Here is a 12,790-nt window from a genome sequence, read left to right on the forward strand (position 1 = left end):
AAAGTATTGAATATTCGTGTTTATGTAATACTTGTGGTTGATTATTTCAATTAATACTTCTATCAAGAAGAAGATAAAAGGAATCCTGACTACACTTTAATTTATTAATGAATTAAGGCTGAAATTACGGATGATAAAAGTCGCCACCACATTGTTGGGGATTACTTTACTTGCAGCGCTGCTGTGGTGGTTGGTTAATGGCCGTGCAATTGGAGCGTTTAATCTAGACACTTCTGAGCCCGTTATTCGCATTGCCGTTTCCCAAACGCCTCTTTCTTCTCCTTTTTTTATCGCGAAAAACAAACGTCTTTTTTCGCAACAGCAACTAGCGGTTGTTTTGGTTCCCTGTTTTGGTGGCCATAAATGTATGGAAATGTTACTTAATCACGAAGTTGATTTTGCCACAGCATCTGAAACCGTATTTATGTTTAATAGCTTTAAGCAGCCTGATTTACGATTGATTTCTTCATTTGTTGAGTCAGATAATGATGTCAAGTTACTTACCTTATCAGGCGGTGGGATAGCGAGCTTAGATCAACTAGAAGGCAAGAAGGTGGGGGTAATTAAAGCCAGTGCCAGTGAGTTTTTTCTTGATAGCTTATTAATTCTCAATGGAATTGATTCTAGTTTGGTGGAGCGTAAATACTATAAACCGGCGCAGTTAGTGGAGGCGTTACTATTGACTGAGGTTGATGCTATTGCAGCGTGGGAGCCTTACGGTTATGAGCTTACTAACACGGTGCCAGAGCAAGTCGTGCAGCTGCCTAGCCGGGGTGTTTATAATTTATCTTTTAACCTTATAGGTTTGGGGGAAAAGGGTAAGCAGGCTGAATCTATTCCGGGCATTTTAGCCGCACTTGAACAAGCTAATCTTTATCTCATCACGCATCCAAAACAAAGCCAAACCTTGGTCAGTGAAATATTGGGCATTTCCTTTCGTCAGCTAAATTGGTCTTGGCAAGACTACCTATTTCGCTTATCACTAGGTAACGCTTTGTTATCGAATCTTCACGCCCAAGCGCGTTGGGCGTTAGATCGCCAATTAATTATGGGCAGTGAAGTGCCAGATTTTAGAGCAATGTTTTCAAAAGGGAAATCATTAGCTTTAATTGATGAGCCGCTGGAGGAGAGGTGAATTTAGTTATCTCTCGGCGTCTATTAATCCTATCCTTGCTCTCGGTAAGCTTAATTTTTGCTGTCATTTTTTCTTTGTTTCGACTCCATTCCCATCAAAGCGTGGTAAATAAAGAGCTGCAGCATATTATGCAGTTACAGTTGAATTTGGATGTGTTACGAAGTCATCTTTGGCAGTATCACGAATACCAAGATCAATCTGGCTTTGCGCAAGCGCGCAGCACTCAGCTAGCCCTATCAGAGAAGCTTGCGCAAACCCATATACAATCAGATTCGGAGCCGTTGGAGTTACTTAATTTACAACGAATGAATGCCACTATTGGCGCCTTGTTAGATATAAATAAGGAGACCTCAGGGGGAGGTCAATTAGCAGAGCAGTCAAATGCTAAAAGTATGCTTCAAGCTAGATTCAACATGACTATTCAAGGTATGACCGAAGACTTATATCGATTACACCAAAAAGCCATTAATGAAGCGCAGCGGGTAACTTTGCAAATCCTGTATTTAAATGGTGTCGCATTGTTAGTGATTGCTATTGTGCTAGCTGTATTTGCTTACGCCACGTTAAGGCGGTTCAAAGTGGGTTTTACTATGTTGCATCATGGGATGAATGATTTAGCCAGAGGAGATTTAAGTAGTCGCCTATGCCCAAGCCAAAAAGATGAATTTACTCAGCTAGCTGAATATTTCAATCAAATGAAAGGTTCATTGGAAAAAACTACGATTAAACGGGATTTGCTGCAATACGAGGTCGAACAACAAACCAGCCAACTTAGATCGCAGCACATGAGATTACGTTTTTTAGCGGAGCATGATGATCTTACCGGGCTTTACAACCGCAGAGCATTTGAAAACCAAGTTAAGATAGCCTTGGCACGCGATCGTCGAACCGATTCAATGGCAGGGATGCTTTTTATCGATCTCAATAAGTTTAAAGACATTAATGATACCCACGGCCATGATGCCGGTGATTTTATATTGACTGCCACCGCCGAACGGTTGAGAGGCCTAATTAGAGAGTCTGATTTGGTTGGTAGATTAGGCGGTGATGAGTTTGTGGTTTGGTTGGATCTTATATCTAAAAAGGAAGAGGTTGAAAACAAAGCACAAGGTATCATGGATGCGCTTGCGCAACCGATTGAGTATTTAGGGCAACCTCTGGTTGTTGGCTGTAGCATTGGTATTAGTATTTTCCCTAGCGACGGCAAGCACTTTACTGAACTACTGAAAGCGTCAGATCAGGCTATGTATAAAGCTAAGCCAGAGCTGCACTCAGCTTATTGTTTTTATCAAGGGCAAAGCTTGTCTGAGACTTAACTTTGCGAAATCAATTGCCGAGTTGCGATACAATTTCAACCCTCGCTGGGTAATCACCTTAGCTTGCTATGGACTTAGCTTCGTGAAGTGGTCTGCTTAGCTTCTTGTAATGAGGCGTCTAGGCACGATTTCAATGCCTGTTTGATAATCGCCTTTACTGGCTTGCATCGCTAAATAAAGCGCCTTTTCTGCAATCATTTCTAATTGCAGCGGTAACGATTGGATCTTTATCGGCAAAAAATCTAACAACCGATGATCGCCAAAGGTCGCAAAGCGTGTGTTTGCCAATATATCAGGATAAGCAGAAAGGCAATCCAATACGCCTTCAAATAGAGTGTAAGAGGTCACTAGGATTGCAGCGGGGATCTGCTGTTGCTCGATCCATGCTTGCATTAATAATTTGCCTTGCTCAATACTAAAATGATCGCCATAAGTATATTGAACCTGAACACTCTGTGGATAGTGCTTAATGGCGCTATCAAAGCCCTGTTGACGTTCCTTCGATACGACCAGCTCTGGTACTGCGCCAATTAAGCCGATTGAGCTTGGCTGAGATTGTAGCAAAGCGTGACAAAGGGATGCTGCGCCTTCTAAATCTTCACTTATCACACTGGCAAATACCTCGTCATCCATGGCTCGATCTAAAGCAACAATAGGAATACCTTTGTTTAATGCTTTACGGTAGAAAGGATGATCAACAGGCAGTGAGCTGGCGACTAATAGCACGTCAATTCGTCGACTCAATAGGTTTTCTGCCACCTGTATTTCCGTTGCTATCTCGTCATCCGAGCAGGAAATGATCAGTTGATAACCGAATTTTCGCGCATCGCGTTCAAGTAGTTTAGCCAGCTTGGCATAACTGGCATTTTCTAGGTCGGGAATAATTAAGCCAAAGGTTCGGCTATTACCGGCTCGTAGTGAGCTGGCGGCATAATTAGGGGTGTAGTTGTGTTGGTTAACGACCGCCATTACTTTCTGTTGGGTTTTTTCACTGATCCTGTATTGCTGTGCCTTGCCATTAATTACATAACTGGCGGTAGTGCGTGATACGCCCGCTAATTTTGCGATTTGCTCTAACTTCATGATGAACACATCCCAACGGGAATCAAAAAACAAAAATGTTTTTTGATTCTATAATAAAAAGTGGTTGCAATTGTCGCTGAATCGTTTCAGTATGTCAACTGAACCGATTCAGCTTGTGGCTAAATAGCGCAAGCTGAATTATTTTTCTCTATTTGCTGAATCGTTTCACTTGTTCAGCAAACCCGACAAGGTAGGTGAGCAATGCTATCTATTCGCCAGCAAGACATAGTGATGGCGCAGCAAGCTGATAATAAACAGCAAGCGATCACGGCTATAGCAAAAGGACTCATCGCGCAGGGCTATGTCGCTGATGGTTACATCGACGGCATGCTAGCGCGTGAGCAACAAAACTCGACATTTTTGGGCAGTGGCATTGCGATCCCACATGGCACGACGGATACTCGTGACCAAGTTAAACAAACAGGCGTTTTACTACATCATTTTCCTGATGGTGTTGATTGGGGTGACGGTAACACCGTTTACTTGGCCATTGGTATTGCAGCCCAGTCCGATCAACATCTCGCCATCTTAAAACAACTCACAAAAGTGTTAAGTGCCGACGGCGTTGAAGCTGCGTTGCAACAAGCTAACGATGAGAGCACGCTGGTGCAGTTGTTAAATGGGCAACAACAATTACAAACCCATGTTGCAGCAGATCTTATTAAGCTAAAGTTTAATGCCACGGATTTATTGCAGCTCACCGCTGTGGCTGCAGGTTTACTGAAAAACAAGCACTATGTTGATAAAGCCTTTGTGGCAGAGGTCATTGCTAACGAGCCCACTTATTTAGGGCAGGGGCTGTGGCTGAGCTGCGCGGGGGTAGGTGTTACTGAAACGGCTATTTCTTTTGTTACACCAGAAGCTACCTTAAGCCAAGCTGAAAAGCCGTTGTTAGGCTTACTTTGTATTGCCAGTTGTAATGATTTACACGCTAGCAACTTATCTTTGTTAATCAACTTAATGGGATCTCACTCCCTAGAGTCGCTCTTGAATGGCTCAGAATCTGAAATTATTCAATTACTCACTCAGGCGCCAGCGACCGGGATCAGTGCAACGTTTACGGTTAAGAACCCTCACGGTTTACATGCTCGTCCGGGGGCGATGTTGGTGAGTGTGGCGAAAAAATTTAATGCTTCAATTCAGGTTACTAATTTGGATAGCGAAGGTAAAAGTGCAAACGCTAAAAGCTTGATGAAGCTAATGACGTTAGGGGTTAAGTGCGGCCACCGTTTAACGTTTACCGCCGATGGTGATGATGCCGAAGCGGCATTAACGGCGTTAGGTGAAGCCATAGAACAAGGGCTAGGGGAGACAAAACATGAAAGCTAATTTATCCGTTGTTACCGTTACTTTGAATCCCGCACTGGATTTAACGGGTTTACTCGATGAGCTAAAACCGGGGCAGGTAAGCTTAGTTAACCAATCAACTCTTCATCCTGCAGGCAAGGGCGTTAACGTGGCTAAGGTGCTGGCAGAGTTGGGCGCGAAAGTAACGGTAACTGGCTTTTTAGGTGAAGAGAATCACACCCCCTTCGCTGACTTGTTTTTGCGCAGTGGTATTGAAGATGCGTTTATTAGGGTGCCAGGCGCTACGCGGATCAACGTAAAGTTGGTTGAGCAAGATGGCCGGGTCAGCGATGTAAATTTTCCCGGTGTGCAAATTGATGATGCAGCGTTCGCAGCTTTAACCGAGAAACTAATAAAGCTAGCTGAAACCCATCGTGTTTTTGTCATTTCAGGCAGTCTGCCGCGCGGGGTGACGCCAAGTCAGTGTGGCAGCTTAGTGGCTCGTTTAACTCAGCTAGGCTGTAAAGTATTTTTCGATAGTAGCCAGCAAGCGCTGGCACAAGGAATCCAAGCTCAGCCATTTTTGGTTAAGCCTAACGAGACTGAGTTACGAGAGTTAACTCAGTTACCTTTAACCGATATAGCCAGTTTGTCTGCAGCGGGCCAAACATTGCAGCAGCAAGGTTGTCGCAACGTGGTGGTCTCGCTCGGCGAACAAGGTTTGTTGTGGTTTGATGACCAAGGTTGTTTAGCAGCATTGCCACCCAAGGTTGAGTTAGTTAGTACCGTGGGGGCGGGCGATACGTTAGTTGCGGGACTGTGTTGGGGTGAGCTAAATGCTTGGCCAAAATCACAAACCTTGTCATTTTCGACCGCATTAGCAGCACTCGCGGTCAGCCAAGTGGGCGTGGGTATTGATGATTTATCGCAATTAACGCCATTGCTCGAACAAGTGAAACTGGTTGATCCGATGGATCTGGTCATAAAAGGATAATAAGTATGAAAGTTGCAATTATTACCGCTTGTCAAAATGGTATAGCTAACAGCTTTATCGCGGCAGGACTATTAGAGCAAGCAGGCAAAGCCCTGAATTGGTCAGTGAGTGTTGAGTGCCATAGCCAAGTAAGCGAGACAACCTTACTTTCTGAACAGCAAATTGATGAGGCTGATTTAGTGATCGTCGCGGCGAGTGTCGAGCTCGATCTGACTCGCTTTGTCGGTAAAAGTGTTTATCAATCGAATATTGAAGCCTGCTTTGAAGATGCGAGTGCTTACTTAACCCTCGCTAAGGAGCAAGCTAAGCCTCTAGAGCAAGCGCAAATCGTAGTGCCAAAAAGTGAAAGCCCACTTCTTTCAGCAAATAGTCAGGCGCGTATTGTGGCCATTACGGCGTGCCCTACTGGTGTGGCTCACACCTTTATGGCGGCAGAGGCATTACTCGCTGAAGGTCAAAAACAAGGCCATCAAATTAAAGTTGAAACCCGCGGCTCGGTAGGGGCGAAAAATCAACTGACCGAGGACGATATTGCGCAAGCCGATCTGGTTATTATTGCTGCCGATATTGAAGTGGACTTGGCTCGATTCCAAGGTAAAAAGCTCTACAAAACCAGTACTGGTCTAGCGTTGAAAAAAACCGAGCAAGAAATGAAAAAAGCTTTTTCTGCCGATGTTTATCAACATCAGGGGGGGGGGAGCACTTCTCAAAGTAGCGCTGGGAGTGAAAAATCCAGCGTTTATAAACATCTGATGACTGGTGTATCACACATGCTGCCGCTGGTGGTTGCGGGTGGTTTGTTGATCGCGCTCTCGTTTGTGTTTGGCATTGAAGCATTTAAAGAAGAAGGCACGCTGGCCGCTGCGTTAATGACCATTGGTGGTGGTTCGGCATTCGCGTTAATGATCCCGGTATTAGCGGGCTTTATTGCTTTTTCCATTGCCGACCGTCCCGGTTTAGCGCCAGGTCTGATTGGTGGCATGTTGGCCAGTAGTATTGGGGCCGGCTTTTTAGGCGGGATCGTGGCAGGCTTTTTAGCTGGTTATTGCGCCAAGTTTTTAGCGGAGAAAATTTCATTACCAGATTCGATGGCGGCATTGAAACCAATTTTAATCATTCCCTTAGTGGCGACTTTAGTCACTGGCTTAGTGATGATTTATGTGGTTGGTGGCCCCGTTGCAGCCATGATGTCGGGGTTAACTGAATTTTTGAACAATATGGGCTCAACCAATGCCGTGCTATTAGGTGTGTTATTGGGGGCGATGATGTGTTTTGACTTAGGTGGGCCTGTCAATAAAGCCGCTTATACCTTTGGCGTGGGCTTATTGGCTTCGCAAACTTATTTGCCAATGGCCGCGATTATGGCGGCGGGTATGGTGCCTGCTTTAGGCATGGGCTTAGCTACTTTTGTCGCTAAATCGAAATTTATCGATAGCGAAGTGCAAGCCGGTAAAGCTTCTTTTGTCTTGGGTTTATGTTTTATCTCTGAGGGGGCGATTCCGTTTGCGGCGAAAGACCCAATGCGGGTTATCCCTTGCTGTATGGCAGGTGGGGCATTAACGGGCGCGCTATCCATGTTGTTTGGCGCAAAATTAATGGCACCTCATGGTGGCTTGTTTGTACTACTAATTCCCGGTGCGATTAGTCCTGCTTTGTTATATTTGGTTGCAATAGCGGCGGGAACCCTGGTGACAGGCCTAGGTTATGCCATGTTAAAGCGCAGTGACCGAGCGGTGCCCGCTGTCGCTTAAGTTAGTCTATACCCAACCTGGAGATGCTTTAAACATGCATTTTCAAGTTGATTGGGGATATTTACACCGCCACTGACCCGTGGCGGTTTTCTCTTTACTGCTCTAAGCTTTTGTCTTGTCTTGTTCTCCGTTACCATAAGCATATTTTTGCAGCAAGCTAAGCCCAGTTTACTATGTCCAATTTTGCGGATCATCAAGCCCTTTCCTCCTTCTCGGTACCAGAAAATGAAACTGAACTGGTCGGTTTTGGCGATCCCGAAGTGCCATTGCTTCTACAGCAGGTGTCTGAAATAGCGCATCACCAGCAGCAGTTAGGGCAAGATGCCGACGTGGTTTATCAGCACTTCATGGCAGAATTAGGGCCTGCTGAACAGGCCCTCATTAACTTGAAGCGCCAGCAACTAAAGCATTTAATTGGCTTTATTGCAGATAAAAGCTTAACTGATCAAGAGCGTAAGGCGCTGATGGCTTGGTTGCTGCAAGATATTACGGTTCTTGGCGAGCATATTTTTATGGGCCAAGAAAAGGTGCAACAGTTATGGCGAGCACTGACAGAAACCTTCTTGCGTTATTGTCAGCGTGTAGGTGGGATCCCAGATGGTGAGACACTATCGAATTTGCAGCAATTATTAGTAAAGCTAACTGGCGTAGAAACGCGATTTGAGACCAGCTTACTGCTTGATTTAATGGCGCAGCCCGACGGACTACAAACCGTTTTAGATGACTGCAGCCAAGTAAAGGAAGCTGAGCAACGCCATAGCAGTAAAACTAAAGCCGCTGAGGCCGCTCTGCAGGATGACGCTAAGCTGGCCGACAAATTGTTTAAAAACAAAAAAATTGCCAAAATTTATAAACGCTTAGCCAGTTTATTACACCCAGATAAAGAGCCCGACGAATCTAACAAGCAAGTGAAACAAGCGTTAATGCAACAGTTAGCGGATGCGAAAAAAAATCGCAATGTGCTGACACTACTGCGCTTGTATCAGTCACACGGTGATACTAAAACCACACTCGATCCTGCTACGTCTAGCGACCTGGCGACATGGCTAAAACAACAAGGTGTGCAATTAAGTCAGACTTATCAGCAGACATTGACCGCTGATACCCCTAAAATGTGGGCTTGGCGACGGTTTAGCCATAGTAACGCAACGTTTGAGCAGCAACTAAAACAACAGTTTCAACAGCTTGAACAGACTAACGTACAATTAAAGCAGTTTATTGCTCAAGTGACAGGACCCACGCAATTGCGTGCGGCCCTACAGCAACGCAACATCACGTGTAAAAAATGAGATTAAGGAACCAAGATGGCAGCATGGCAAGAATTTTTTGATTCAATGGGGGACGGCTCTAGCGTTTCACAAGAGCTGATTTTTGGCGTAGGTAAAGCATTTTTAGCTGAGCAGCTGGCTGCTTATTTGATCAAAGAAGGCAAGGTATCAGGCTCTTTTCATCATGATATAAGACAAGCCGCTAAGTTGAACGATGCCGAAACAGGCTATCGTTTTTGGTCTGTGTTGCAGCATTTTGAGCAGCAATCTTGGCGTGTGCGCCAAGGGTTAAAGGTTAATGATTTACGTTTTGTTAATACCATTGAGCAGCTGCAACAATACAGTGGCAGCCAAGTGTTACCCGCTTCTAAACTTAAGTTGAAACGTAGGCAGCGTTTAGCGTTAGCCTATGCCTTGACTTGGGAGCACTTGCGTTATTTGGCTGGCGCTGAAGATGAGCAAAGTCCAAGTGCACAGTTGTTTACGCAATTTGGTGTCAGTCTAGATGAGCACGAACACGAACATGAGCATGCACATGATCACGCACATTAGTTTGTCGACGGGCGTTAACATATAAAAATAAGGGATGAAATGAACTGGTTTCCAACGACTGCAATACCGGTGCTGGCGCAGCGTGCGCAGATTATGGCTCAAATCCGTCAATTTTTTGCAGAGCGAGACGTGCTTGAAGTCGATACGCCGGCCATGAGTCAGGCAAGTATAACCGACGTGAATTTATTTCCCTTTACTAGTCAATACGTAGGGCCGGGAGCTGCCGTTGGACAAACCTTGTTCTTGCAAACGTCTCCTGAATTTCATATGAAGCGATTATTGGCGGCGGGTGCAGGCTCGATATACCAAATCTGCAAGGCATTTCGAAATGAAGAGTCAGGTCGCTTTCATAATCCTGAATTTACCATGTTGGAATGGTATCGACCCGATTTTGACGATATAGAATTAATGGATGAAGTTGAGCAACTATTACGCTCAGTTTTAAATTGTGATGTTGCGACGCGATTAACTTATCAGCAAGTCTTTGAGCAATGTTTACAAGTTGACCCGTTAGCTGCGGATTTGGCTGAGCTAAAACAGGTGGCTAGTGAGCAAGGGTTTGCTGAGATCGCCGAGAATGAAAGTAATCGCGATACCTTATTACAACTACTTTTTTGTATGGTGATTGAGCCACAGATTGGTCAAGACGCACCTTGCTTTATTTATCAGTTTCCCGCTTCCCAAGCTGCTTTAGCGCGCCTGCATGAGCCTGATAACCGCGTAGCTGAGCGCTTTGAGGTTTATTATAAAGGAATTGAACTAGCCAATGGTTTTCATGAGTTAACCGATGCGAAGGAGCAGTTGGCGCGTTTTCAAGTGGATAATGCGCAGCGCCGAGCAACTGGTAAGCCTGAAATGCCGATTGATTATTTATTATTAGCTGGGCTTGAACACGGTTTGCCCCCTTGTGCGGGGGTGGCGATGGGTGTTGACCGTTTGATTATGCTTGCTTTAGGAGCTGAGCATATTGAGCAAGTGATCGCATTCCCTGTTGAGCGCGCATAGGAAGATGTCATGCGATTAAGAAAAGTAACAGACTCTCACTTCGGGCAAGTTTTACGGATTGCTTATTGGTTAGCTGTATTAGTGATCATATATGTTGGGCAAGGTTTGATCGCCGATCCTGAGCTCGATTGGCTTGCCACCGCAGGCGTGATGATTATTGCATTCCCTCTGTATATTTGGGCTATTCAAAAAATAAAAGGCCAACAAATCGATGATGAAAATATCGAGTAGTAGCCTTATTATCATGATTGGGAACCCTTGATTACCTGATCACCACTTGGTTTTTACCCGCTTGTTTAGCTTGATACATGGCTTCATCGGCCAGTTTTAGCTGTTGGTTTATGCTCATATGTAAGGTGTCACGGGTAACAAAAAAGATGCCGATACTCGCTGATACTGAAAATGCCGAGTCGCCTTGGCGACAAGGTTGAGTGAGTACCCGGAGGAGCTTTTGCGCTAACTTATGCAAGACTTCGACACTTTGACAACTTTCTAATACCAGTACAAATTCATCACCCGCTAGTCGCGCGGCAAGATCGGTTTGCCTAATGTTGTCGCGTAGGCGTTTGGCCGTTTGTTGCAATAATAGATCGCCTGCATCGTGGCCATAGGTATCATTAATTTGTTTAAAGCCATCTAAATCTAAAAATGCGACGGCATAATTTTGCTGTTTGTTTTGGTGATTAATTTGCGTACGCTCTAAGCTTTGCATTAAATGAGCGCGATTGGGTAGACCGGTTAATTCATCATGTAGGGCTAGCTTCTCTAGCCGCTCTATTTGATAGCTGTCACGAAGATCGATGAGTTGCAAAATGCTGTACTCTTTTTCACCTTGCTTATCAAAAATCGCGGTGTAGTTTATTTCGAACGGAATTTTAATATTATTAATGGTTAATACTTCTTTGCTTTGCCAGTTTTTTGGTTGTCTCAGAATGTTGTGCAACATTTTTAATTGGTTTGGGTCGGCGATAATTTGCTGCAGTTCCCCTCTTATTTCCTGGCTGGTTTTTATATCTTTCTGATTAAGTAATTTCAGCATGGCTTGGTTACTCATTTGCACAAAATTGCGGCGGTCTAAAATAAGCACTGCATTGCGATTGGCTTGGAACATTTTTGCTGCTAGTTGAGTTTGTCTTGCAGAGGTGATTTCACTGGTAATATCTTCTAGTGCTAGTAGCAATTGGCTGGCATGGCCTATTTGATTAAGACGGGTAGCGGTAAAGCGTAAATATTTCGTTTTATTGTTGGCTGTTATCGTCAGCTGGTTACTGTATTGGTTGTGTTCGCCACTAAAGATGCGTTCAAGATCATTTTTTTGCTCTAAAATTTGTGGAATAAATTCAGGCAAAAAAAGATCGATAATATCATCTTCTTGATCTTCAATTAAATTGTAGAAGGCTTGGTTAGCGCGTTTGATGCATAAGGTTTTATCCAGCACCACTAAGCTATGTTGCACGGTTTCTATGATGGTTTCGGCAAAGGCTTTACGTTTCTCTAATTGGGCAACGGTTTCATTTTGATACATTTCTCTGGTTTTAACTTCTTGTAGCAAGGCTTCAAAGTCCTGTTGAAACATTTCCAGCGGATAGTATTTGTGTGCTTTGGGATGGGCCCCTGCATTAGGTTTAAACTCACGCATAAGAAAAGCCAGTTGTTGAACAAATTGGCGATAGAACCGTTGATGACGGGAAATAAAAAACATGCTGAACAGGGTAAACACTAAGCTAAGCACTAAACCAAAGTAGAGGTTTTTCTGGGCATGAAACAACGCATCTTCAAAAGAAATTTGTGTATATAGGTAGCCTTTTATCTTTTCATTAAAAACAATATCTTGTTTTAGCCAGTACTCTTTTTGCAGTAATGACGTGTCTTGGTTTAAGTTAGGCGGCGGCGTTTTTTGGCTGAAAGGCCAAGAATGAATTTGATTGAGCTGCTGATCAAAGATAACCATTTTAGAAATGCGTTTATCACGCACTAAGTTATTGGTTTGGTTAACCGCATTACTGATATTGCCTTGCTCTAAATCGATACTAAGACGTTGCGCCATTTCCTCATTTTGAAATTGGTAATTTTGTATTTGTATTGTTTTATTGTAATTAAGTTGGTACGCAGAAAAAAAAAGACTAAGTAGTAGCATTAGCCCAAGGATCACCAGCGGGGTTAACCACTTTGAATAAAGGGGATGCTCGGCTGTTGTGGTGTGTGTTGATGCAAGGCTCACTCTAGCACTCTCTTCTAGACTGGTAGGATAAGGTAAAGGGAAAGTTAGACTCCCTTTGAGATAAACGCGTACTCTTTTTGATTCTGTGCCAATGAATAAACAATATATTTTGACCTGATTTTTGAGCTTTATTTGTGATCATTGATCAAATGAAGCTATTTATAGGGTATATGATAGC

General features: G+C 44.0%; 11 protein-coding genes. 9 read left to right on the forward strand and 2 right to left on the reverse strand.

Annotation, left to right across the window (positions count from 1 at the left end; translation table 11 throughout):
- The first annotated feature begins 130 nt into the window (after positions 1–130).
- Both K6Y31_RS09945 and K6Y31_RS22425 read left to right on the forward strand, forming a co-directional pair.
- Positions 131–1,135, forward strand: coding sequence for an ABC transporter substrate-binding protein (locus K6Y31_RS09945; protein ID WP_233052631.1), 1,005 nt, complete (start codon positions 131–133; stop codon positions 1,133–1,135).
- The gene (locus K6Y31_RS22425; RefSeq protein ID WP_233052632.1) at positions 1,132–2,451 is read left to right on the forward strand and encodes a diguanylate cyclase domain-containing protein; all 1,320 of its coding nucleotides are present in this window, start codon (positions 1,132–1,134) and stop codon (positions 2,449–2,451) included. Before K6Y31_RS09945 ends, K6Y31_RS22425 begins: the two co-directional genes overlap by 4 nt.
- Before the next feature lie 96 nt (positions 2,452–2,547).
- Here the strand turns inward: K6Y31_RS22425 and cra are convergent, their stop codons facing one another.
- Positions 2,548–3,534 carry a catabolite repressor/activator gene (cra, locus tag K6Y31_RS09955; RefSeq protein WP_233052633.1) on the reverse strand — a complete coding sequence of 329 codons (987 nt, stop codon included), beginning with the start codon at positions 3,532–3,534 and terminating at the stop codon, positions 2,548–2,550.
- A gap of 201 nt (positions 3,535–3,735) precedes the next feature.
- Between cra and fruB the strand changes: the two genes are divergently transcribed.
- The 7 genes from fruB to K6Y31_RS09990 all read left to right on the forward strand — a co-directional run bounded on the left by fruB (position 3,736) and on the right by K6Y31_RS09990 (position 10,622).
- Positions 3,736–4,863, forward strand: a complete 1,128-nt coding sequence (gene fruB / locus K6Y31_RS09960) for a fused PTS fructose transporter subunit IIA/HPr protein (RefSeq protein WP_233052634.1) — start codon at positions 3,736–3,738, stop codon at positions 4,861–4,863.
- Positions 4,853–5,815 (forward strand): 1-phosphofructokinase, encoded by a 963-nt coding sequence (pfkB, locus tag K6Y31_RS09965; protein ID WP_233052635.1) that lies wholly within the window; start codon positions 4,853–4,855, stop codon positions 5,813–5,815. The genes fruB and pfkB overlap by 11 nt, the downstream gene beginning before the upstream one ends.
- Positions 5,816–5,820: 5 nt before the next feature.
- Positions 5,821–7,566 carry a PTS fructose transporter subunit IIBC gene (gene fruA, locus K6Y31_RS09970; protein WP_233052636.1) on the forward strand — a complete coding sequence of 582 codons (1,746 nt, stop codon included), beginning with the start codon at positions 5,821–5,823 and terminating at the stop codon, positions 7,564–7,566.
- A 173-nt stretch (positions 7,567–7,739) separates the two neighbouring features.
- The gene (locus K6Y31_RS09975; protein WP_233052637.1) at positions 7,740–8,855 is read left to right on the forward strand and encodes a J domain-containing protein; all 1,116 of its coding nucleotides are present in this window, start codon (positions 7,740–7,742) and stop codon (positions 8,853–8,855) included.
- A gap of 15 nt (positions 8,856–8,870) precedes the next feature.
- A complete protein-coding gene (locus K6Y31_RS09980; RefSeq protein ID WP_233052638.1) occupies positions 8,871–9,386 on the forward strand; it encodes a hypothetical protein in 516 nt (171 codons plus the stop codon).
- A gap of 39 nt (positions 9,387–9,425) precedes the next feature.
- Positions 9,426–10,391, forward strand: a complete 966-nt coding sequence (epmA, locus tag K6Y31_RS09985) for an elongation factor P--(R)-beta-lysine ligase (protein ID WP_233052639.1) — start codon at positions 9,426–9,428, stop codon at positions 10,389–10,391.
- Positions 10,392–10,400: 9 nt separating this feature from the next.
- Complete coding sequence (locus K6Y31_RS09990) at positions 10,401–10,622, forward strand: hypothetical protein (RefSeq protein ID WP_233052640.1); 222 nt, start codon at positions 10,401–10,403, stop codon at positions 10,620–10,622.
- A gap of 31 nt (positions 10,623–10,653) precedes the next feature.
- On the opposite strand, the gene K6Y31_RS22430 is transcribed toward K6Y31_RS09990, so the two are convergent.
- The gene (locus K6Y31_RS22430) at positions 10,654–12,612 is read right to left on the reverse strand and encodes a diguanylate cyclase domain-containing protein (protein ID WP_233052641.1); all 1,959 of its coding nucleotides are present in this window, start codon (positions 12,610–12,612) and stop codon (positions 10,654–10,656) included.
- Positions 12,613–12,790: the final 178 nt, after the last annotated feature.

The organism is Motilimonas cestriensis (genome assembly GCF_021295315.1).
GTDB classification, from domain to species: Bacteria; Pseudomonadota; Gammaproteobacteria; order Enterobacterales; family CBDFNC01; genus Motilimonas; species Motilimonas cestriensis.

Excerpts from the sequence above, each read along its gene's own strand:
- K6Y31_RS09945 (WP_233052631.1), top strand. The coding sequence starts at position 131 with ATGATAAAAGTCGCCACCACATTGTTGGGGATTACTTTACTTGCAGCG.
- cra (WP_233052633.1), bottom strand. The coding sequence starts at position 3,534 with ATGAAGTTAGAGCAAATCGCAAAATTAGCGGGCGTATCACGCACTACC.
- fruB (WP_233052634.1), top strand. The coding sequence starts at position 3,736 with ATGCTATCTATTCGCCAGCAAGACATAGTGATGGCGCAGCAAGCTGAT.
- pfkB (WP_233052635.1), top strand. The coding sequence starts at position 4,853 with ATGAAAGCTAATTTATCCGTTGTTACCGTTACTTTGAATCCCGCACTG.
- fruA (WP_233052636.1), top strand. The coding sequence starts at position 5,821 with ATGAAAGTTGCAATTATTACCGCTTGTCAAAATGGTATAGCTAACAGC.
- K6Y31_RS09975 (WP_233052637.1), top strand. The coding sequence starts at position 7,740 with ATGTCCAATTTTGCGGATCATCAAGCCCTTTCCTCCTTCTCGGTACCA.
- K6Y31_RS09980 (WP_233052638.1), top strand. The coding sequence starts at position 8,871 with ATGGCAGCATGGCAAGAATTTTTTGATTCAATGGGGGACGGCTCTAGC.
- epmA (WP_233052639.1), top strand. The coding sequence starts at position 9,426 with ATGAACTGGTTTCCAACGACTGCAATACCGGTGCTGGCGCAGCGTGCG.
- K6Y31_RS09990 (WP_233052640.1), top strand. The coding sequence starts at position 10,401 with ATGCGATTAAGAAAAGTAACAGACTCTCACTTCGGGCAAGTTTTACGG.